This window comes from Chryseobacterium sp. MEBOG06 (assembly GCF_021869765.1).
Taxonomy (GTDB): Bacteria; Bacteroidota; Bacteroidia; order Flavobacteriales; family Weeksellaceae; genus Chryseobacterium.
Genome location: NZ_CP084580.1, coordinates 4,685,405 through 4,707,391 on the forward strand (window position 1 = coordinate 4,685,405; position 21,987 = coordinate 4,707,391).

Here is a 21,987-nt window from a genome sequence, read left to right on the forward strand (position 1 = left end):
TAAGACAAAAATAAATAATTAAACCAGAGCAAATTTTCTTTTGCTTTGGTTTTTATTTTTATAAGTTCTCATTTTAATTTTCGACTGTGTATGCATCTGATTTGGTGTTAAATAATAATTCGAAAAATGAGGACGCAGACCATTGTAAATTTCAATGGATTCATCCACTAATTTTCTTCTTAAAGCATTGTTTATAGAATTCCTGTCAATATTAAATTCCTGCTTTAAAATACCATTAATCCTTTCTGCTACTGCATTTTCATAAGGATCAGAGTTTTGTGTCATACTGCATTTTAATTGATGTTTTTGCAAAACTTTCTGATATTCATTCGAGCAGTATTGTAAGCCACGATCAGAATGATGGATTAATGAGCCTGCCATACCTTTGTGTTTCTTTAAAGCTCTTTTCAATGCTACAAGACTACTCTCTGTATTTAAATTATCTGCTACAAAATGTCCCACTATTTTCTTGGAATATGCATCGGTTATTAAACTTAAATAACTTGGATTTTTCCTGTTCCCAATATAAGTAATATCTGCAACCCAAACCTGATTGGGTTTTGTTATCTGATAGTCTAGGATCAAATTTTTATGCTTTCTGAAACGATGATGGGAGTTGGTAGTAACATGGTAATTTTTCTTGGGTATAATCAATAAATGATTCGCTCTTAGGATGTCAAAAAATTTATCTCTTCCTACTTTGATAGAACTTAGTGATTCTTTTAAAATAAAATATAGTTTCCTTGCTCCTAATCTGGGCATTTTAATACGAATACCCTCCACAAGATCTACAACCTCTGAAGCCCTGTTCCTACAGACTTTTGTACGCTTGATACTTCTATAATAGATTTGTCTATTTAACCCTAACAATCCACAAGTAAAAATCAAAGTTTCTTTTTCTTTACTGCGGAAGTAATCGATTGTTCGGGTGGTGAATTTTTTCGAATATCAATGTGATATTCTTTCTCTGCAAGTTGAATCATCATATCAAAAAATATCACTTTTTTATCAGCAATATAAGCCTGTTTTTCCAAGAAGGCTTTCTGTTTTTCAAGAAGCTTAACTTCTGCTTCTAATTCCATAATACGTTGTTCAGGTGTCTTTTCCATAGCATAAGGTCTTTGGTTTTCCCAATCAAAGTTACCATATTTTCTCAGCCAATTTAAAATAGTCCCGTGGGATTGTATACCATACTTCTTGCGACTAGCGGTAATGGTAGATGCTCCAGATTCAACTTCTTTTACTATTTGAAGTTTTAAACTTAAACTGTAATCTTTTTGTGTACGTTTGATGTACACAGATTTTAATTGTTCTTCCATAACGATTTGTTTTTATGTATCGCTATTTCAGGACTAGACAAAAGGATAAAAATAAAAAAGGTTAAGAATTTCTTCTTAACCTTTTTTTATTTTAGTAATCTTCTTTCCTAATCAGCTACATTAAGTGCAATCTCAATATCCTGATCAATTCTTTTTACAGAAGAATATTTTGCATCACATACCATCGTTGTCATTACATATTCTCCTTTATCTATCAATATAAAGTTTTGTCCTTTCGCGGGTACACTCAGATTATAATATTTTTTACCGCTTATTTTTACAACCAGATTACAGGAAGAACGGTTTTTAATATTAATATAGGCTTCATTCTTATTAGCATCATTATTAAACATATGCGTAAGCATAGCCGCTGTTCTTTTGGCTTCTTCACTCGGCTCAGATTTACTAACCCCAGCGCTTTTTGCAGATCCTACCGCAGCATAGCTTGTTCTTCTTTCTTCTTTTAAAGCTTCTATAGCTGCTGCTGTGTTATTATTAACGGCAGCTTTACCGTTGGTAGCAGCCGGTTTATTTACAGCAACTGTTCTCCCGCTGTTCAGTTCATTATTTTTAACAATATTTTCTATTTTATCTTTACTGATGGGCTTAATCGTAGGTTTTGCTTCAGGAGAATTATTGGCCATAATCATATCGATCAGCTTTCTTTTAAAATAATCAGCCTTAGCATGTCCCGGATTCTGTTTCAGGAAACCGGCAATAACCCGGGCTTCTTTTGAGGACTCTGCATCCTGCTCGGTATAAATGATCACTGTTTCTTTTTCAACAACAGCTTTAGATTTTGTTTTTTTCTTTTTTTGGGAAAAACCAAGAGAGAAAATGCATATAAACAGGAGAAAGAAGATTTTTTTCATTAATCAAATCTTTAAAATAGTATTAAATATATTAATAACGTGAAAAGTCATTTTTTAGTTTATCATTAAAATCATTATCTTTGCACTGCTCTAAATTTAAGCTAAAAATTAATACTAATCTTAAATAAAAAATAATAGATATTATGTCTTATACACCAGTTGCTGCAGACGTAGCGAAATTAAGAAACCAAACAGGTGCAGGTATGATGGACTGCAAGAAAGCTCTAGTTGAAGCTGAAGGAGACTTCGAAAAAGCAGTAGATATCCTTAGAAAGAAAGGACAAAAAGTTGCGGCTAACAGAGCGGACAGAGAGTCTAGTGAAGGAGCTGTAATCGCAAGAGTAAACGAAGACAATACTTTAGGTGTTGTAATCTCTCTAAACTGCGAAACTGACTTTGTTGCTAAAAACGAAGCGTTCATCGAGTTAGCTTACGAATTAGCTGAAATGGCAATTTTCGCTGCAACTAAAGAAGAACTTTTAGCTACTGATTTCCACGGGTTAACTGTTGCTGAAAAATTAATTGAGCAAACAGGAGTTATCGGTGAAAAAATCGAGATCGGTTCTTTCGAAAGAATCCAGGGGAATTTCTTAGGAGCTTACATCCACGCTGGAAACAAAATTGCTGCTATCACTTCTCTTTCTGCTAAAGTAGACGGAGCTGACGAAGCTGCTAAAGCTGTTTCTATGCAGGTTGCTGCTATGAATCCAATCGCTTTGGATGAAACTCAGGTTTCTCAGGAAACTATTGATAAAGAATTAGAGATCGAAAGAGAACTACTTATCAAAGAAGGTAAGCCAGAAAACATTATCGACAATATCCTTAAGGGTAAAATGCAGAGATTCTACAAAGACAACACATTGGTACACCAGTCTTTCATTAAAGACGGAAGTATCTCAGTTGCTGATTATGTAAAATCTGTAAACGGAGACCTAAAGGTAACAGGATTTGTAAGAGTAAGCTTAGCTTAATCAATCTTTCAAAAAATATTGAATCCCGGTGAATTTTCACCGGGATTTTTTCATGAATAAAAGTTGCAATTATTAACAGAATATGACGTGTATTTTAAATATTCAACATTTACATAATAATCACATTTTCAAAGTTTTTTTTGTATAAAAAATAGATTATTAATGCTTAAATTTGCGGCCCCTTATAATAACGCATGAAAAAATTTCTACTAGCTATTTGTGCTTTTCTTTGTTTATTAGTTAATGCACAATTGGATACTGAGCACTGGTTTGCTCCTATGTCGGCAAGCAATCTTCAGGGAACGCCAAAAGGTTACCTGTATCTTTCGACTAACGAAATCACCCCTTTCCCTGTACAGGTTTACAACAATAACAATGTCATCACTACTGTTCAGGTAAGTAAAGGAAACCCCGCACAGGTCACCATCGCCAATAACATGATGATCGCCTCTATTCCATCCGGACTTTTCAATCAAACTTCAATGGGACTGTATGTAAAAGGAAATAAAAAATTCTTTGCCAGCTACAGATTTACAGTTTCAGATCAGGCTGAATTTATTACTTCCAAAGGATCTGCAGGACTAGGCAAAACATTTTTTGTAGGTATGGCTCCTAATACCACTGCCAAGCCCTATGTAAACTCAACAATTGGCGTTACTGCTACAGAAGACAATACCACAGTAACCATATCAGGCTATAACCCTGCTGTTGTTTTCTCTGATGGTATTTCAGCTCCGTCAAGAACTTTTACCATTAATAAAGGTAAGTCATATATTCTTGAAGCACAGAGTAATCTTAATCCCAACAACTTAACAGGATTGGTAGGAGCAAAAATAACGGCCACTAAACCAATATCTGTAACTAACGGAAATTTCAACAGTATTTATACTACTCAAAACAATACTAACGTAGATGTGCTGATGGACCAGTCAGTTCCTGTTGAAAGATTAGGAAAAGATTTTATAATGGTAAAAGGAAATGGACCGGCCAATTCAGGAATGGAAGCTGCTGTAGTAGTTGCCACAGTGAACAACACCAAGCTTACTGTCAATGGAACTCTCTTAAATGCTGTAACTCTAAATGCCGGACAATACTATGTTGTTCAGGGTACAAATTACATCAATCAGGGAACCGGAAACTTCAACATGAGTATTTCCGCCAACAACAATGTATATGTATACCAGTTACTTGCAGGAACTGCCACAGGTAATATTTATGCTACAGGAGGAATGAATTTTATTCCCCCTTTAAGCTGTTTTTTACCTAAAGAGATTAATGAGATTGGCTCCATTAATAAAATAGGAAATGATACGTTTAATACAAGACTTAATATCATTACTCAGGCAGGTGCTGCTGTGACAGTGAATGGTGCACCAATTGCCGCGGGTAATGGTCCTGCCCCGGTAGCAGGAAATTCTAACTGGGTTACTTACTCTATTCCAAGTGTGACGGGAAATATTACCGTGAACTCTACAAAACCTGTTACCGCAGGAATTGCGGCAGGAAACGGAGCAGTAGGATATGGAGGCTATTTTGCGGGATTCTCTTCTGTACCGGTAATTACCAAAACAGGAGACTGCTATAATGGAGTGCTTCTTTCAGTAGAGACAGGTTTTGATGCCTACCAATGGTACCTGAACGGAACTCTTATTACTGGAGCAACCTCTCCTTCTATCAACCCGGATTTGTATGGGACCGGAATATACACCTGTTATATTACTAAAAACAACTGTGAATCAAGGCTTACTGCAGATTTTGACTATACAGCATGTCCTCCTATTACAACTACAACTTATGATATTGGATCATGTAATACGAAAGTAATTACTCCTGTATTTACTAATTCTCCTCAGGCTGTTGATCCTTCCAATACAAGTATTATTGTACATCCTACCAACGGAACAGTCTTTGTAAACCCTACAACAGGGCAAATTACTTACACTCCGAATGCAGGGATTACTACTGATATTACAGATACATTTACCTATTATATTCAGGGAACTGGAAATCCGGCTTCATTTGAATATTTTAAGATTATCGTGAATACGCATATTCTTCAAACGACTAACGCTTCTTTAACTACTTGCTCTACTACTAATGGCAATGGGACTTTCAACCTGACAACAGCCAATGTAACTTCGACTCCAAATACTACTGTAACCTATTTCACCAATGCTAACTTAACAGGGCCAATAGCAACACCAGCTTCTTATACAGGACCTTCAGGAACAGTGTATGCGAATGTAACAGCATATGGATGCTCTAAAGTTGCTACGATAACATTAACTACTTATCCTACTCCAAATATCAACACCAATAACTTCAATGCGAATATATGTGATGATAATTTTGATGGAATTGTAAGTGTTAATTTTGCCAACGTTACTCCGCAGATAGTAACCAATCCCGCCAACTTCCTTGTCAGATATTATCTTACTCAGGCTGATGCCAATGCAGGAAATAACAATACTCTTCCTGCTAACTGGACATTTACAGCTAACACTACAGTATATATAAATGTAACTGGCCTTGTCGGAGAATGTCCAGCAGCTTTTGGACAGATCAATTTTACCATAGGAAATAAAGTTTCTTTGATTACAGGTACCGCAAAAGTTGATATCTGTGACAATGACCTGAATGGTTCAGAAGTAGTAAACCTTAATGATTATAAAGGCTTATTTACCACAGACCCAACTGTTATTTTATCATTTTACACTTCACTGGCTAATGCGCAGGCTGGAATAAATCCCATTTCAGCATCACAAACACTTACTTCAGCAGGTACTTTTTACGTTAGATTCCAGAGCAGTACAGCTTGTCCTAATACAGCCGTTTTAACCCTTGCTCTAAAATCTCCGAAGAAATCTGAGAGACTTCACGATCAGGTTATCTGTTCAAATGATAAAATAGTCTTAGATGCAGGGCCAGGTTTTTCATCTTATTTATGGAGCACCGGGGCTACCAGCCAATCAATATCTGCAGGAGCAGGAAATTATTACGTAGATCTTGGGTTCAACGGGTGTGTGTACCGTCAATATGTGAATGTAACCACATCACAGGCTCCTATTATTGCCAAAATAGATGTTATAGGAACTACAGCAACAGTTTCGGTGACTGGTGGAACTCCTCCTTATAAGTACTCATTAAATGGTTTTGATTACCAGGCTTCGAATGTTTTCACCGGATTATCAAGAGGACTTCACACAATGTATGTATTAGGTTCAGACGGATGCCATCATGTAACAAAAGAATTTTTGGTCATCAATCTTATTAATACTATTACTCCAAACGGCGATGGGATTAATGATGTTCTTAACTATTCTGAGTTAAGAATAAAGAAGAATGTCAGCATAGAAGTGGCGGACCGATATGGAGCTTCGGTATATAAATCATCTGAGAAAAACTATATGTGGGACGGAAAATCTAATGGCAGAAACCTGCCTACCGGAACATACTGGTATGTAATCAAATGGACTGAGCCAGACACTCAATTACCAGTTTCATATTCAGGATGGCTTTTAATTAAAAATAGAGAGTAATATTTAACATTTATTTACATTTTATTAAAAGTATTTGAATTTTTATTTTAATTTTGTGCAAATCCTAATTCCATACACATGAAAAGATTTCTACTCAGTTTGGTATTAATTTTTTTTACAATTAATACTCTCTTTGCGCAAAGGGATACCGAGCATTGGATTGCTCCTTACTACGACAGTTACGGAGGTTATGCCAATATGATATACCTGTCCACTGATTCGGCAACCCCTTTTGACGTTACCATTTACAACAATGGTAATATAATTACAACCGTTACCATCAGTAAGGGCAGCCCACAAACCTACAAAGTAGCTAATAACCTGATCTCTACAGGTACCACAACAGATGCCTTTGTTATTGGTAATAAAGGACTTTACTTAAAAGGGGCTAAACCTTTTTACTGCAGTCTGAGGCTTGCTCAGGATATCCATGGAGAGGTTATTACCAGTAAAGGGAAAGCTGGAATCGGGAAAATGTTTTATGTTGCTACCAGCCCAAATACAGATACCAATAGTGTTTATAACTTCACAGCAGGTATTCTTGCTACTGAAGATAATACCAACGTAACTGTATCATGGAATGCTACTGCCGGGGTCACCTTTATCAATGGAAACCCTACCGGTAATACCCATTCTTTTACTTTACAAAAGGGGCAATCTTTTCTATTTGCAGGATTAGGGTCTGTATCAGCTAATAAATCCGGATTTATTGGTGCGAAGGTAGTTGCCGATAAACCAGTAACCCTTACCAATGGTAGCTGTAACGGTAATTTTTCAGCAACAACATCAGGAACAGATCCAATTCTTGACCAGTCCGTTCCGGTTGACAGGCTTGGGAACACCTTTGCAATGGTTAAAACCAGATCTACTCAGCCTACTTTAAATATGGAAGGAGGTCTTATTATTGCTACAGAGGACAATACAGAAATCTATTTAAACGGTGGAACAACGCCGGTTCAAACCCTGAATGCAGGCCAATGGTACAGAATTAATGAAACAAGCTATGTAACTCAGGCCGGTACCGGAAACCATTCTAATATGTTTATCTCAACAACCAAGAATGTGTATCTGTATCAATTTATCGGAATATTAAGTAATGCAGCAACCAACGGATTTAACTATATTCCGCCTTTAAACTGTTTTCTTCCCAGAAAAATTGATGAAATCGGAAAGATCAACGAAATGCCTCTCGGTACCAATGGGGCAAGTATTACACAAAGTGATTTAATTATAAAATTAAATATTCTAACCGAAGCAGGTGCTACTGTATTGGTAAATAATACCCCTCCTACAGCTGATCAGGGACCTTATCCCCTGACAGGAAATACCAACTGGGTAACTTATGCATTAACCGGAGTTACCGGAAACCTTACCATTACTTCTACAAAAGCTGTAACAGCAGGTATTAATGGAGGGTATAGTTCAGCAGGATACGGAGGGTACTTTGCAGGATTTTCATCAATTCCTGTAATTTCTAAAAAAACAGGAGAATGTGTTCCTGGTATTATTCTGGAAGTAGATGACAGCTACGAAACATACCAATGGTATCGTAACGGAGTTGCTATTCCGGGAGCTACTTCTTACACTTACACTCCAACCCAATCTGGAAATTATACGGTAAAAGTAACAATGGGATCATGTCCTCCTGTTACTACTCCAATCTATAATGTACAAACTTGTTTAAAAGAAACAACGCAAGCACTTAATGCCTGCTCTACAAAAATTATTACACCGGCGTTTACTTCATCTACTCAGACTCCGGTAGCAACTACTGTAGTGATTGTAACCCCTCCCACTAAAGGTACAGCTGTAGTGAATCCAAATGGTACAATCACTTACAATCCAAATGCAGGATACCTGGGATCAGATAAGATTGTTTATAAATTCTGTGGAAATGATCCTTTATTCACAGATTGCGAACAGGTAACTTTAACCCTTACTGTAGTACCATTTATTGTACAGGATGTGACGATTAAAGCCTGCTGGTATGATGTAGCTCCTTATGCTTATTTCGATCTTACCAAAGCTAAGGTTACTGACTATAATGCAGTGGTAAAAAAATACTACCGTACATTAAATGACCTGACTGCCGGGATAAATGAAATAACAACACCTGACAACTTCCCTGCAACGGGCGGAGTAGTATATGTGAAAGTTACCACTGCCGAAGGATGTACTGCAAATGCAAAAATTACTTTAGTTCCACTTCCAATCAAAAAATCACCAATTCTGGTAGATCAGTATATCTGTATGGATGCTAAGACTGATCTGGATGCCGGTTCTGGGTATGATTCATATGAATGGAGCACAGGGGCAACCACGCAGGGCATCAGAAATATCGGAGTTGGAGAATACTCTGTAATTCTTGGTAAAAACGGATGTTTCCTTACGCAGGTAGTAAAAGTTAAGAAAGTTGAAGATCCGGTAATTCAAACAATCGAGATCAACAATAATAGTGCAACAGTAATTATAAGCGGAGGTAAGCCACCTTACAAGTATGCAGTAGATGGAACAGCTAACTGGCAAGATTCAAATACTTTTACAGGATTATCAAGAGGACAACATACCTTCTATGTGAAAGATGCTTACAACTGTAATCCTACTTCTGTAGAAATTACAATTCCTAATCTTGTAAATGCAATCACTCCTAACGGAGATAATGTAAATGACTTTATAGATTACAGCGAGTTGGCTTATAAAGAAAATCTTTCGTTTGTAGTATATGACAGATATGGAAATATGGTATTTACCGGAAATAAATTCAACAACTACAGATGGGATGGAAAACATTTCGACAAAAAACTTGTAACAGGAACTTATTGGTATCATATCAACTGGAATGAGTCCAATAAAGACAAAACTCCAATAAAGTATACAGGCTGGATTCTCGTAAAAAACAGAGACTAATATTTTAAATATACATTTTAAAAACCACGATTTTGAAATCGTGGTTTTTTTATTATATTTTCAAGTATTTAATGCTTTTTATTATTAAATTTGTGACAAATACTAATACTGAATGAAGAAAACTCTATCTTTTTTATTTATATTTTATATTTTCTCTTCTCTTTTCGCCCAATTAGACAGAGAACATTGGTTTGCACCGATGGTAGACAGAAGCGGTGCTCCCAGCCCCTTCCAGAAGCTGTATTTATCAACAAGCAGAACAACCCCCTTCCCTGTAAGTATATATAACAACAATGTTTTAATCGGAACTGTGAATATCAGCAAAAATAATCCACAGAAATTCGATGTACTAAGAAATTATATCATTACTACCCAGCAGGCAGACTTATTCACTCCTACTACAAAAGGGTTATATCTGAAGGCAGAATTCCCATTTTATGCCAATTTTAGATTTTCAGTATACAACCACGCAGAAATTATTACTTCCAAAGGAATTCCTTCTACCGGAAAAAATTTCTATGCTGCATCCGCACCCATCACGGTAAGTAATACTATTCTGGACTTTATGACCAGTGTTTTGGCCACAGAAGATAATACTACAGTGACTATTTCCGGATATAGCCCCAACGTTCAGTTTTCCAACGGGACTACCGGAACTACAAATCCGACGATGACTTTTACTTTGAATAAAGGACAGTCTTATATCATTGATGGAATAGGAAATATTACAGGAAATTTTGACGGATTCATTGGTGCAAAAATTACAGCAACCAAACCGGTGAATGTCACCAACGGAAATTTTAACGGACAATATGCGGGCAACTATAGCTCGAGCTCTGATATTTTGATGGATCAGGCGGTTCCCGTCAACCGGCTCGGAAATGAATTTGCATTGGTAAAAGGGAACGGCAGTATTGGCTCCAATATGGAAGGAGCCGTCGTAATTGCTACGGAAGATAATACTCAAATTTATGTCAATAACGAGCCACTGCCTGTAGCGACTATCAACACTGGAAAATACTTTGTAATTCCTGATACCAAATACAGTCTGCACGGAACATCACATTACAATCTATATATTAAAACATCTAAAAATGCTTATGTTTATCAGATTTTAGCAGGAGACTCAAATACAGGAAATGAGGTAGCCACCGGAGGATTCAATTTTATTCCAGCTCTGAACTGCTACCTTCCAAAACAAATTAACGAGCTTGGATTCATCGATGAAAACTTTGTTCTTTCAAATGGAAACCCTACCGGAATTCTCAATATTCCGACAAAACTTAATCTTATTACACAAAGAGGAGCGAATGTTACTGTAAACGGTTCAACGCCGCTTGCAGCATATGGACCTTATGATATGACAGGAACCAATAACTGGGTTACCTATGGAATTCCCAATGTTACCGGAACAATCACTATCGTATCAGATAAAGCTATTACTGCCGGAATCACTGCCGGAAGTGATGCTGTGGGATATGGAGGCTTTTTCGCCGGATTTCCTACACAGCCTGTGATTTTAAAATCAGGTGGAGACTGTATTCCGGGAATAGTTCTCACAGTAGACCCTATTATTTATGATACCTATCAATGGTACAGAAACGGAATCCTTGTCAATGGGGCCACATCTTCTTCTTTAACACCAACTCAATCCGGCTATTATACTTGCTCAGTTACAATGGGAACCTGTGCACCTTTAGTTACTGATCAATTCAAGGTTCTGAATTGTACAAAGCTAACCACAGCCGCTTATAATGTTTGTAATACACAGGTTATAACTCCTGCATTCAGCAGTTCATCCCAGACCCCGCTTCCCGCTACTGTGGCCATTTCTACTCCCCCTGCACTGGGGACAGCAGTTATCAACCCTGCGACAGGAATTATTACTTATACTGTTACCAATCCCGGTACATCCGGAAATGATACATTCACTTATACATTCTGCGGAAACGATCCTGATTTCCCGGATTGTGAAACAATAACAGTGAACATTACGATCCAGGCACTCACTGTAACCAATGTAACACTAAATGCGTGTGATATAAACGGGCAGGGAACATTTAATCTGACCACGGCCAATGTAACTAATAATAATCCAGTTACCATTTCCTATTACCCGACATTAGCAAATGCCCAGACTGAAAACCCGACAGCCTTAATTACTTCCCCAAACAATTATACAGCACCTAATGGAACCATCATATATGCTGTTGTAAAAAATAGTATTGGCTGTAAAAGTATTGCTCAAATCACCCTATCTTTATTCAACAAAGCAATTATCCAGGACAACTATAATGGCATTTTTTGTGATGATAATCTGGATGGAACCGTTAATATCGTGCTGCCCAATATTACCGGTATTATCCTTAATAATCCTGCTTATTTTACCAATGTAAGATATTATGCAAATCTTGCGGATGCCACCGCCGGAAATACCAACACACTTCCTAATAACTGGAGCTATACTGCTACGACTACCATTTATATCAGAGTTGATTCTCCTGATGGATGTGCTTCAGTTATTAAGCCTTTGCTATTCAGTATTGGAGCAAGAATACAACTATTAACGCAAACGGTTACAGATAGCGTATGTGATGATGATCTGGATGGAATAAAAACAGTAAATCTGACGCAGTTTATTCCTCAGTTTACGTTAGATCCGAATGTCACGTACACATTTCATTCTACCTTGTCAGATGCTCAGAATAATGTAAATGCCATTCCGGCAGCAGTCAATATTACAACTTCCCAGACCTATTATATTCGTTTTGAAAAAAGTGGAGTCTGTCCGGAAGTAGCTTCTATAAAAATTAATATTAAAATTCCTAAAAAATCTGACCTGCTAAAAGATCAGGCGATCTGTCCAAAAACCTATACTACACTGGATGCAGGACCTGGATTTGAAAGATACTTATGGAGTACCGGAGAAACAACCCCTTCTATCACAAATGTTCCCGCAGGAAGTTATTGGGTAGAACTGACATCAAACGGCTGTGTTTATAAGCAGTACGTAAATGTCACAGAATTACCGAGTCCGATGATTACTTCTATTGAGATTGACGGCACCACTGTAAAAGTTGGAGCAAGCGGCGGTACACCACCTTATGAATACTCTCTTGACGGCGTAGTATGGCAAAGTTCAAATGTATTCTACAATGTGCCAAGAGGGCCTCATAATGTATTTGTAAGAGATTCTAAACTGTGTGAAGAAGTAAAAAAACCATTTGCTATCATTAACCTGATTAACACCATCACTCCTAATGGGGACGGATATAATGAAGTTATTAATTACTCAGCTTTGATGGCTAATGATAATCTTGTATTCCGGATTTTTGACAGATATGGGGCGGAAGTATTCAGAGGGACTCCTGAAAATCAATATACATGGGATGGGAGAATAGGCGGACGCTATGTACCTACTGCTACTTACTGGTATTTTATTACCTGGACAGAATATGGATCTTCCCTTTCAGTAAAATATTCAAGCTGGCTGTTGGTAAAGCACAGATAAAAGAAAAAATGGAAAGAAAAAATTCATAAAGTTGAAACAATAATAAAAATAGATTTTTAGGGATCGGCAGTTTATTTATAATTTTTTAATTAAATGATTTCAAAAATGATTTTCAACCTATTTAAGCTCTTTTCTTCCTATTGCATTGCTGTTTCAGGGGAGAGTTACATAAAAAAATTAAACTTATAACACTCCTTAACAGTTTAATCCTAAAGTTTAATATAACTTTAACCTGAATTCATTATCTTACTATTGAAAAATTGCTTTATTTCTATGTAATTTTGCCAAATTATATGAAGAAACTGTTTACTATACTGCTATTGATTTTTCTGGCAAAAATTAATGCTCAAACATACTCCGGAGAGGTATTTCTAAGAGATAATTCGATTTTATACCTGAATCAGGTATATGTTACCAATTTGAATACTCAGAAAACCGTTCTTACGGATTTTAACGGTAATTTTAATGTTCCAGCCAATCCGGGAGATGTAATTCGTTTTACCTCTATCGTTACTGAAAGAAAAGACATTAAAATGACTCCCCAGCTTCTTGCACAGAAAAACCTGGTAGAGCTTAAGATTGCCTATTATGAAATTCAGGAAATTGTACTCAGCAGATTCAAACCCACCGGAAATCTTCGGTATGATGTAAACTCACTCCGAAAAGAAGATAAGGCATATGCCCTTAAAAAAGTAATCGGACTTCCTGAACCTAAAGGAGACGGAACTCCTACAGAGCTTCCTGTTGCCGGATTTAGGGATGGTGGACTTACCTTCAGTCTGGAAAGCATCTATGATCTTCTTTCCGGGGAAAGAAAGAAAAAACAGCGTTTTAAAGCTTATGAAAACATGAATAGTTCTGTCACCCAGATTAAAAATTATTTAGGGAAGGATTACTTTTTAAGATTTAAAATTCCTGAGAATTTAATTGATAATTTCCTTCAGTTTGTTTACACCTCAGAAAATATTCAACCTTATGTATTGGCAGGAAACTTTGAAGCAGTAAAGATTCCTATTGAAAAATATCTGCCGATCTATCAGAAGAGACTTAGAAGCTCACATCTTCAGGAAGTTGTAAGCAGTAATTAAAAATTCCGATAAAAAGTAAATCATACTATACAATAATCCATGTTTCGCGCATGGATTTTTTTTTATGAAACAATAAAAATTCAGCCCAGATCTTTACTACAATTCATAAAAAAATATATTATTCAATTTTTACAGCATATATATCTATAATATTCAAAAATATATTAAATTTATCTCACTAATAAGTGTTTAAAATAAAAATACTTATCTTTCGTTATCCTAATAAAAACTAACCAGTGCAAAACGTAAATTAAATGAGAAACACCAATTCTAACTTAATATTAATTAATGAAAAAAATACTTTTATTACTTTGTTCGGTTTTGTTTTTTATCATTTCTGCCCAAAAAAAAGGAAAAGATTACAGTAACATTCTGAAGAGCAACAATATTTACGAAATCAATGCTTTTTTAAGAGATGCCCACCCGGATGATCCACGGAGATCTGTACTGAAGCCCAGGGTAATGGATATGATGAAAGAATACATTAAGAATGCCCATCCGGCAGATCAGAAAGTAAAAGACATGCAGGAAATGCTTGCCTTACTAAGAAGAAGACCATCCACAAAAATTTCTTTTGAGGAAATGAATGCGATTATCAAACAGAAGCAGATTGCGAGATATAAAGCAGAGCTGGCAGCTAAACAATACAATCCTGTTTATACCCCAAGTACTGCCCAGAATACATTTGTTGTAAACACTGCTGCAAATTCTGCAATTCCTAATGCTGAAGCAGAAGAATTCAACATGCTCATGGCTGTCTCTCCCGTAGAACATAAAAACAAAACAGTAAAAATCCTCAATTCTTTATTTGATAATGATCCTAATGCCAAAGAGTGCATTGTCATGATTCAAAATAAATCAGACTGTAATATCATTGTAAGAATGGAAGGTGTAGGTACTACCAAATACAGGCTGGCAGTACCTGCTCAGGGTGAAGGTTCCATTGTTATAGAAAAAGGCCAGTATCTTTTCTCCAGTTTGGTATGCGGAGCACAATATGCCTCACAAAAAACGATACAAAGAGCCATTATGGTAGCTTTAGGAAGCCAATAGCCTCAATCATAAACGAATTAGTTATCTGTCTTTTACCTCCAAAAGGCAGAGATTCTCCATAAATTTTCACTATTTTTGCACTCATTTTATAACTCAATGGGCAAGAATAAATTAGCAAGATTTGCAGAAAACAAAGTATTACCAAATGTAATCCAACCTACCAGAGAAGACGCCTTAAACGGCTTTGAACTCAAAGGAAAATGGAGAGAAAATTTCTTTAAAAATAACAATCCTATTGTTCTGGAATTAGGTTGTGGTAAAGGAGAATATTCTGTAGGACTTGCAAAAACATTTCCTGAAAAGAACTTTGTCGGAATTGATATCAAAGGGGCAAGATTCTGGTTTGGAGCTAAAGAAGCAGTCGACAACAATATGAATAATGTTGCCTTTCTAAGAACACAGATCGAACTTGTTGATTATTTCTTCGCAGAAAATGAAGTAGACGAAATCTGGATTACCTTTCCGGATCCACAAATCAAATATAAAAGAACGAAACACAGACTAACACATCCTGACTTTTTAGCACGTTATAAAAAGTTCCTGAAACCTGGAGGTATTGTTCATTTAAAAACCGACTCAGAGTTCCTGCATGGCTATACTCTTGGATATTTACAGGGAGCAGGATACGAAATTGTCAGCGCTCACCACGATATCTATGGAGCCCCGGAATATGATCCTAATACAGAGCATTTAAGGGATATCAGGACGTATTATGAGGAACTGTTCTCCGCTAAAGGAAAAACCATTACTTATATCAAATTTAAAATAAACTGATAAAAGATAATCCCGGTAAACATCGAACGCACTTCAAAGCTTTCAGATCTGGAAAATCATTGAAAATAAAATCACAAAAATAAAAGAGGTATGAAGAAGCTATTAGTTCTTACCGGAATTTCATATGTTCTTATCAGCTGTAACGCCAACTATGGAAGTTATCCGGTAAGGAACAGATATCCTGTTTATAATTCCGGCAGCCCGGCGAATACAGAAAGAGAATACAGCGAATTGATAAAAACCTACAAACCTGAGACTGCAGAAGTTCTTACTGATCTTTTTAATAGTGACGATCCAAGTAATTCTAAAACTTCTGTTTCAGTAACCAATAAATCTCCCTGCAATATGGTACTCACTATAAGCGGGAACAATTTTTTCAAGAAGATTCCGATTGGAGCAGGAAAAATAGGATATACAATGGTTCCTAAAAACCAAAATTACAGATTATCCGGAATGCTTTGTAATTCTACTTATCAATCTACAAAGTATATAACAAGTTCCTATTCAATATCCCTTTCAAACTAAATAAAACCGCAGAATTCTGCGGTTTTATTATTTTATAACTGTTATATTCAAATTACAAATTATCAGGACCCAATAAGGGCTTAAAATGGATCAGTCTCAAAAGTTGGGGGGAATGTTTAGTGGTTGTATCTTTGTCTTATGCTAAGCGATTACGACCTTCTTAAATTTTTACTTCCAGAATTTCTAGTTGAACACTTTGATATCCTCAAAGCAGAAGAATATTCTGGTGAACTTCATATTTATTTTGAAGAAAAAAGCAGTATTCCCGAGGAATTTAAAGAAAGACTGCTGGAATCAAAAGGCTTTTTACCTGAAATTATTGTAGATGATTACCCGTTAAGGGGTAAAATCGTAAAGCTTCACGTGAAAAGAAGAAGATGGACCGATAAGTCTTCAGGAGAAATCCTTCAAAGAAACTGGCAGGTTGTAGCTAAGGGAACGCGCATGACAAATGAATTTGCGGTCTTCTTAAAAAAAATTAGCAGACACTAAAGCTCTTCCTCTCAAAGTTATAGCAGAATTTTTTGGTATCAAGGGTAAGACCTTCCAGAGACAATACAAGAATAAACTCAGCGAATATTATAGCTGGGAACAAAAACCTCACGCAGAAGACTGGATCATTTATCCTGAAAATCTCTCAGCATCCCTGTCCTTAGACGAAGTTGCTTTATCTGATGGAGAACTGTATACCGTTCTTACCTCCAAAAGAGCCAAAGGGAGAAAAGGAAGTATTGTTGCAATTATAAAAGGGACTCAGAGTGATTTTGTCATCGCGCATCTTTTAAAAATCAGCAGGAGACTTCGGATGAAGGTAAAGGAAATAACTTTGGATATGGCGGGCTCCATGAAGCGTATTGCTAAAAGATGCTTTCCTAATGCAGTACAGGTGATCGACCGCTTTCATGTTCAAAAGCTTGCTCTGGAAGCCCTTCAGGAAATCAGGATCAAACATCGTTGGGAAGCCCTTGAAATGGAAAATAAGACTCTTGAAGAAGCCTCTGAAGAGCAAATTTTAAAGACAGAAGTATTTGAAAATGGAGATTCCCGAAAACAGCTTCTGGCAAGAAGCAGGTATCTGCTTTACAAGAGCCGGGAAAAATGGACGCTGTCCCAGAGGCAAAGAGCTTCCATCCTTTTTGCTCAATATCCTGATCTGGAAAAAGCGTATGGATTAACCGATGGCCTTAGAAAGATCTATAATCAGCCTATTACAAAATCTGTGGCTATGACTAAACTTGCGCATTGGTTTAGAAAGGTTGAAGAAGCAGGTTTTACCTCTTTTTCCACCTTAAGAAAGACCATAATGCACCATTACAGAGATATTCTAAATTATTTTGATAAAAGAAGCACTAACGCAGCGGCTGAATCTTTCAACGCGAAAATCAAGAACTTCAGGGTGCAGCTCAGAGGGGTGAAGGACAGATCATTTTTTTTATTCAGATTAACCAACCTTTTTGCTTAGCCCCCAACTTTTGCACCTGATCCCTTAAAATACTTTTGTTCTTATGTATATATCAACAAAAAAACGCTGGACCTAAATCCAGCGTTTTTCCTATATTAAAGAAAATCTTTAATTATTCTGCATCGAAATCAGCATCTGTATCAGCAGACACCTTTTCTCCTTCTTCTTTAGATTTTTCTTTATCAGCTTTTCTTTGAGACTGACCTTCTTTGATAGATTCAGAAACTACGCTAAGGATCATATCAATAGACTTAGAAGCATCATCGTTTCCTGGGATAACGAAGTCAACTTTTCTAGGGTCAGAGTTTGTATCAACGATACCGAAAACTGGAATACCTAATTTCTTAGCTTCAGTTACCGCGATGTGTTCTCTTAAGATATCAACTACAAATACAGCAGATGGAAGTCTAACCATGTCAGAAATAGAACCTAAGTTCTTCTCTAAGTTAGCTCTTTGTCTGTCAACTTGTAATCTTTCTTTTTTAGATAAAGTTTCGAACGTACCGTCTTTTTTCATTTTGTCGATAGAGTTCATCTTCTTTACAGCCTTTCTGATAGTAACGAAATTCGTTAACATACCTCCCGGCCATCTTTCTGTAATATAAGGCATATTAAGTTCAGAAGCGTGTTTTGCAACTACTTCTTTCGCTTGCTTTTTAGTAGCTACGAAAAGAACTTTTTTACCTGCAGAAGTTAATTTTTCTAAAGCGCTGCACGCCTCATCCAATTTAACTGCTGTTTTATGTAAGTCTACAATGTGAATACCGTTTTTCTCCATAAAAATGTATGGAGCCATATTTGGATTCCACTTTCTAGTCATGTGACCGAAGTGTACGCCAGCCTCTAAAAGGTCTTTTACATTTGCTTTTGCCATGTTTTCTGTTTTTGTTAGTTTACTTTCCGTCTTTTAAACAATCAACAACTTCTTTAGATGGGAGAAGCGTTTGGATGCTAAACGTAACGGGCAATTTTTTTGTTTTGATCAATAGATTTAGAGACAAGATAACAAATTGAATAAATTCTGAAATTTGAGATCTTGAATCTGAAGTCTGAAAATTAACGTTTTGAGAATTGGAATCTCTTTCTTGCTTTTTTCTGACCTGGCTTCTTTCTTTCCACCATTCTTGCGTCTCTTGTAAGTAAACCAGCTGGCTTCAATGCTAATCTGAACTCTGCGTTAATTTCGCATAAAGCTCTTGAAATACCTAATCTGATAGCCTCTGCCTGACCTGTATTTCCACCACCGAATACGTTTACGGTAACGTCATACTGACCAACAGTCTCAGAAAGGATGAACGGCTGGTTTAATTTGTAAACCATCACGTCTGTAGAGAAATATTCTTTAGCATCTTTACCGTTTACTGTAATGTTTCCAGAACCTGGTCTTACATAAACTCTTGCTACAGAAGTTTTTCTTCTTCCGATTTTGTGAACTATAGACATAATTAATTATTTAAATTCGTTAACATTAATTGTTTTCGGCTGTTGAGCTTCATGTTTGTGCTCAGTTCCTTCATATAAATAAAGGTTCTTAAGAATAGCAGATCCTAATCTGTTTTTTGGTAACATACCTTTTACAGACTTTTCTAATACTTTTAAAGAATCTTTCTTTTGAAGTTCAGCCGCAGTCATAGACTTCTGTCCACCAGGGTATCCTGTATGCCAGATATAAGTCTTATCAGCCCACTTGTTTCCGGAAAGTGTAATTTTCCCAGCATTCAAAACGATTACGTTATCACCACAATCTACGTGAGGTGTAAAATTCGTTTTGTGCTTACCTCTCAAAATCTTTGCAACCGTAGAAGCTAGTCTTCCTAACGGCTGTCCTTCAGCGTCTACCACAACCCATTCTTTATTAGCAGTAGCTTTGTTCGCTGAAACAGTTTTGTAACTTAATGTATTCACACGTTTTAGTTAAAGATTAAACATAATTTACCCCTAAAAGGGTGTGCAAAGGTACAATTTATTTTTGTAACCCAAAAACATATTTTATTTAATCTATATAATATCTGCTATCCGACTCTCTATCAATAGATATTAAGCTTATTTATTCCTTTGGCATACATCTTGTAAATAGTTGTGCCGATGAAAAAAAAACGTTAACAGATTCTAAAAACACAAATGATAAAGCAAAGAGTTTATTCCCTCGGCTCTTTCTTTTATTAATTTTACTTTAAAGATTTTCGTAAAAGTTTGTTGATATAATTTATTTATTCATTAAATAATTATATTTGCGCCAAACCCAGAACTATGAGCCACGGAAAAATCAGAGAAGATAAAACCTGCTTAAACTGCGGGCATCAGGTCGAAGAAAGATACTGCCCGGCGTGTGGACAGGAAAATATCGAAAGACGCCAGCCTTTCCATTTTCTTTTCACCCACTTCGTTGAAGATTTCACCCATTATGACGGACAGTTTTGGGGAACCGTAAAAAATCTACTGTTTAAACCGGGGAAGCTTACCAATGTTTATCTGGAAGGTAAGAGACAGAAATTTGTACCTCCGGTAAAGCTATATATTTTTGTCAGTTTCGTTACCTTTTTTGTATTTGCTCTTTTTCCAATGGTCAACGTTAACTTTGGCAACAGAGACGACGTAGCTTCCAGCAAAGGAAAGTTTATCGAAAAAATAACATCTATTGATACTCAGCAAATGCTGGATAGTATAAAAGCAAAAAAAAATCTGACCGCAGAAGACTCCCTGACTATTAAAGGCATAAGTGCCCTTCCAGATTCTGCTAAAATAGAGAATTTGCAAGAGACGTTCGAAATGGACAAAAAAATTGATGACAATATGGGTTATGGGGCATACAAAACAAGGAAGTCTTATGATTCTGCAACAGCTAAAAGTCCCTCATTTTTTGATTTTATTCAGGTCCCGATCGCTCATAAGTTCTTTGAACTGAAAGAAAAGGGAATAACAAAAGAGGAGATTCTCAAAAATATGATGGAAAAATCATTTCATAATTTACCCAAGGCTCTTTTTATATACCTCCCTCTGTTTGCATTCTTTTTATGGATTTTCCACAGTAAGAAAAAGTGGTGGTATTTCGATCATGGAATTTTTACGCTCCATTATTTCTCATTCCTTTTAATGAATATTTTACTCATATTCCTTATTGCTAAACTGATCAGCCTGTCAAATATTGGATTTATCAATCTTCTTCTATATGTACTATTGTCTGCTCTGCTGCTATACATTATAGCCTATTTCTTCATCGCACACCGAAGAGTTTACCATGCCCATGGTATAGTGAGCTTTTTCATTGGAAGTATGCTGTTTGCCCTTAATTTCTTTACCTTTATGGTTTTAGTTGTAGGGCTTGCTCTGATAAGCTTCCTGATGATTCATTAAAATATACAACAAAGCTGTTTTTTAAACATCCTCTTTTTTATTTTCTTAAGGACTTGCTTCCTCTGAAGCTGGCAAATAAATAATAAGCGACAAAAACAGTAGAAAACTTAAGAATAGACGGAATCGCCAATTCAAGCTTAAAAATTAAAGTTCCAACAAGGACTAGAATTCCCATGGCTACAAATGACAACCCTAGCTTCTGAGGCAGTGTAAAGTCCGGAGAATCTAAATAATAAGCAGTCCCCCAGGCAGAACCGAAGGCAATGGCATAATAAAAATCCAGTCCGATATTTTCCGAACTTAAAAAGAAATAATTGATAAGGAAGCTTACTACAGTTCCTAATCCGAAATACATCAAAGCTTTTTGCATATCTGTAAAATATTTTGCAAAAGTAGAGAAATTAATTCTAGAATTTTAAGATAGGATAAATTGGAAAAAAACGGTGCGATTCATTGTGCCCTGCAGCTCTGAGACTTTTAAATTCTGAAACCTCAGAACTCTCAAACCGAAAAAAGGGGAGATATAATTAAATAGGCTTAAACAAACAAATGAAAATCAATACGATATATTCAAACACAAGGTTCTTTTTTTATTATTATATTTGAGAACTT

At 36.2% G+C, this 21,987-nt stretch carries 18 protein-coding genes; 11 read left to right on the forward strand and 7 right to left on the reverse strand.

What is annotated here, in order from left to right:
• Nucleotides 1-18 precede the first annotated feature (18 nt).
• The 3 genes from LF887_RS21435 to LF887_RS21445 form a co-directional block, all read right to left on the reverse strand.
• Entirely contained in the window at nucleotides 19-888 is an 870-nt protein-coding gene (locus LF887_RS21435) for an IS3 family transposase (RefSeq protein ID WP_317207782.1), read from the reverse strand.
• Complete coding sequence (locus LF887_RS21440; RefSeq protein ID WP_236855018.1) at nucleotides 885-1,319, reverse strand: hypothetical protein; 435 nt, start codon at nucleotides 1,317-1,319, stop codon at nucleotides 885-887. Before LF887_RS21440 ends, LF887_RS21435 begins: the two co-directional genes overlap by 4 nt.
• A 107-nt stretch (nucleotides 1,320-1,426) precedes the next feature.
• The gene (locus LF887_RS21445; protein WP_236856291.1) at nucleotides 1,427-2,191 is read right to left on the reverse strand and encodes a DUF6759 domain-containing protein; all 765 of its coding nucleotides are present in this window, start codon (nucleotides 2,189-2,191) and stop codon (nucleotides 1,427-1,429) included.
• 143 nt (nucleotides 2,192-2,334) lie between these two features.
• On the opposite strand from LF887_RS21445, the gene tsf reads away from it, so the two are divergent.
• The 10 genes from tsf to LF887_RS21495 all read left to right on the forward strand — a co-directional run bounded on the left by tsf (nucleotide 2,335) and on the right by LF887_RS21495 (nucleotide 18,021).
• Nucleotides 2,335-3,162, forward strand: a complete 828-nt coding sequence (gene tsf / locus LF887_RS21450) for a translation elongation factor Ts (protein ID WP_236856292.1) — start codon at nucleotides 2,335-2,337, stop codon at nucleotides 3,160-3,162.
• A 194-nt stretch (nucleotides 3,163-3,356) separates the two neighbouring features.
• Complete coding sequence (locus tag LF887_RS21455; protein ID WP_236856293.1) at nucleotides 3,357-6,701, forward strand: T9SS type B sorting domain-containing protein; 3,345 nt, start codon at nucleotides 3,357-3,359, stop codon at nucleotides 6,699-6,701.
• 78 nt (nucleotides 6,702-6,779) lie between these two features.
• Nucleotides 6,780-9,608: a gliding motility-associated C-terminal domain-containing protein gene (locus LF887_RS21460; RefSeq protein ID WP_236856294.1), complete on the forward strand. Its 2,829-nt coding sequence runs from the start codon at nucleotides 6,780-6,782 to the stop codon at nucleotides 9,606-9,608.
• 112 nt (nucleotides 9,609-9,720) lie between these two features.
• On the forward strand, nucleotides 9,721-13,119 hold the full coding sequence (locus LF887_RS21465) for a T9SS type B sorting domain-containing protein (RefSeq protein ID WP_236856295.1): 3,399 nt from the start codon (nucleotides 9,721-9,723) through the stop codon (nucleotides 13,117-13,119).
• A gap of 293 nt (nucleotides 13,120-13,412) precedes the next feature.
• A complete protein-coding gene (locus tag LF887_RS21470; RefSeq protein ID WP_236856296.1) occupies nucleotides 13,413-14,207 on the forward strand; it encodes a hypothetical protein in 795 nt (264 codons plus the stop codon).
• 288 nt (nucleotides 14,208-14,495) lie between these two features.
• Nucleotides 14,496-15,260, forward strand: coding sequence for a DUF6759 domain-containing protein (locus tag LF887_RS21475; protein WP_236856297.1), 765 nt, complete (start codon nucleotides 14,496-14,498; stop codon nucleotides 15,258-15,260).
• Between the two features lie 96 nt (nucleotides 15,261-15,356).
• Nucleotides 15,357-16,034, forward strand: a complete 678-nt coding sequence (trmB, locus tag LF887_RS21480; protein ID WP_236856298.1) for a tRNA (guanosine(46)-N7)-methyltransferase TrmB — start codon at nucleotides 15,357-15,359, stop codon at nucleotides 16,032-16,034.
• 90 nt (nucleotides 16,035-16,124) lie between these two features.
• The gene (locus tag LF887_RS21485) at nucleotides 16,125-16,559 is read left to right on the forward strand and encodes a DUF6759 domain-containing protein (RefSeq protein ID WP_236856299.1); all 435 of its coding nucleotides are present in this window, start codon (nucleotides 16,125-16,127) and stop codon (nucleotides 16,557-16,559) included.
• Nucleotides 16,560-16,697: 138 nt separating this feature from the next.
• Entirely contained in the window at nucleotides 16,698-17,051 is a 354-nt protein-coding gene (locus tag LF887_RS21490; protein ID WP_236855726.1) for a transposase, read from the forward strand.
• A gap of 19 nt (nucleotides 17,052-17,070) precedes the next feature.
• Nucleotides 17,071-18,021 carry a transposase gene (locus LF887_RS21495; RefSeq protein WP_262912558.1) on the forward strand — a complete coding sequence of 317 codons (951 nt, stop codon included), beginning with the start codon at nucleotides 17,071-17,073 and terminating at the stop codon, nucleotides 18,019-18,021.
• Nucleotides 18,022-18,133: 112 nt separating this feature from the next.
• Here the strand turns inward: LF887_RS21495 and rpsB are convergent, their stop codons facing one another.
• The 3 genes from rpsB to rplM form a co-directional block, all read right to left on the reverse strand.
• A complete protein-coding gene (rpsB, locus tag LF887_RS21500) occupies nucleotides 18,134-18,895 on the reverse strand; it encodes a 30S ribosomal protein S2 (RefSeq protein ID WP_047488674.1) in 762 nt (253 codons plus the stop codon).
• 182 nt (nucleotides 18,896-19,077) lie between these two features.
• On the reverse strand, nucleotides 19,078-19,464 hold the full coding sequence (rpsI, locus tag LF887_RS21505) for a 30S ribosomal protein S9 (RefSeq protein WP_047373582.1): 387 nt from the start codon (nucleotides 19,462-19,464) through the stop codon (nucleotides 19,078-19,080).
• Between the two features lie 6 nt (nucleotides 19,465-19,470).
• Nucleotides 19,471-19,926: a 50S ribosomal protein L13 gene (gene rplM, locus LF887_RS21510; protein ID WP_047385928.1), complete on the reverse strand. Its 456-nt coding sequence runs from the start codon at nucleotides 19,924-19,926 to the stop codon at nucleotides 19,471-19,473.
• A 345-nt stretch (nucleotides 19,927-20,271) separates the two neighbouring features.
• Between rplM and LF887_RS21515 the strand changes: the two genes are divergently transcribed.
• Complete coding sequence (locus tag LF887_RS21515; protein WP_236856300.1) at nucleotides 20,272-21,375, forward strand: DUF3667 domain-containing protein; 1,104 nt, start codon at nucleotides 20,272-20,274, stop codon at nucleotides 21,373-21,375.
• A gap of 37 nt (nucleotides 21,376-21,412) precedes the next feature.
• On the opposite strand, the gene LF887_RS21520 is transcribed toward LF887_RS21515, so the two are convergent.
• Complete coding sequence (locus LF887_RS21520; protein WP_236856301.1) at nucleotides 21,413-21,745, reverse strand: hypothetical protein; 333 nt, start codon at nucleotides 21,743-21,745, stop codon at nucleotides 21,413-21,415.
• Nucleotides 21,746-21,987: the final 242 nt, after the last annotated feature.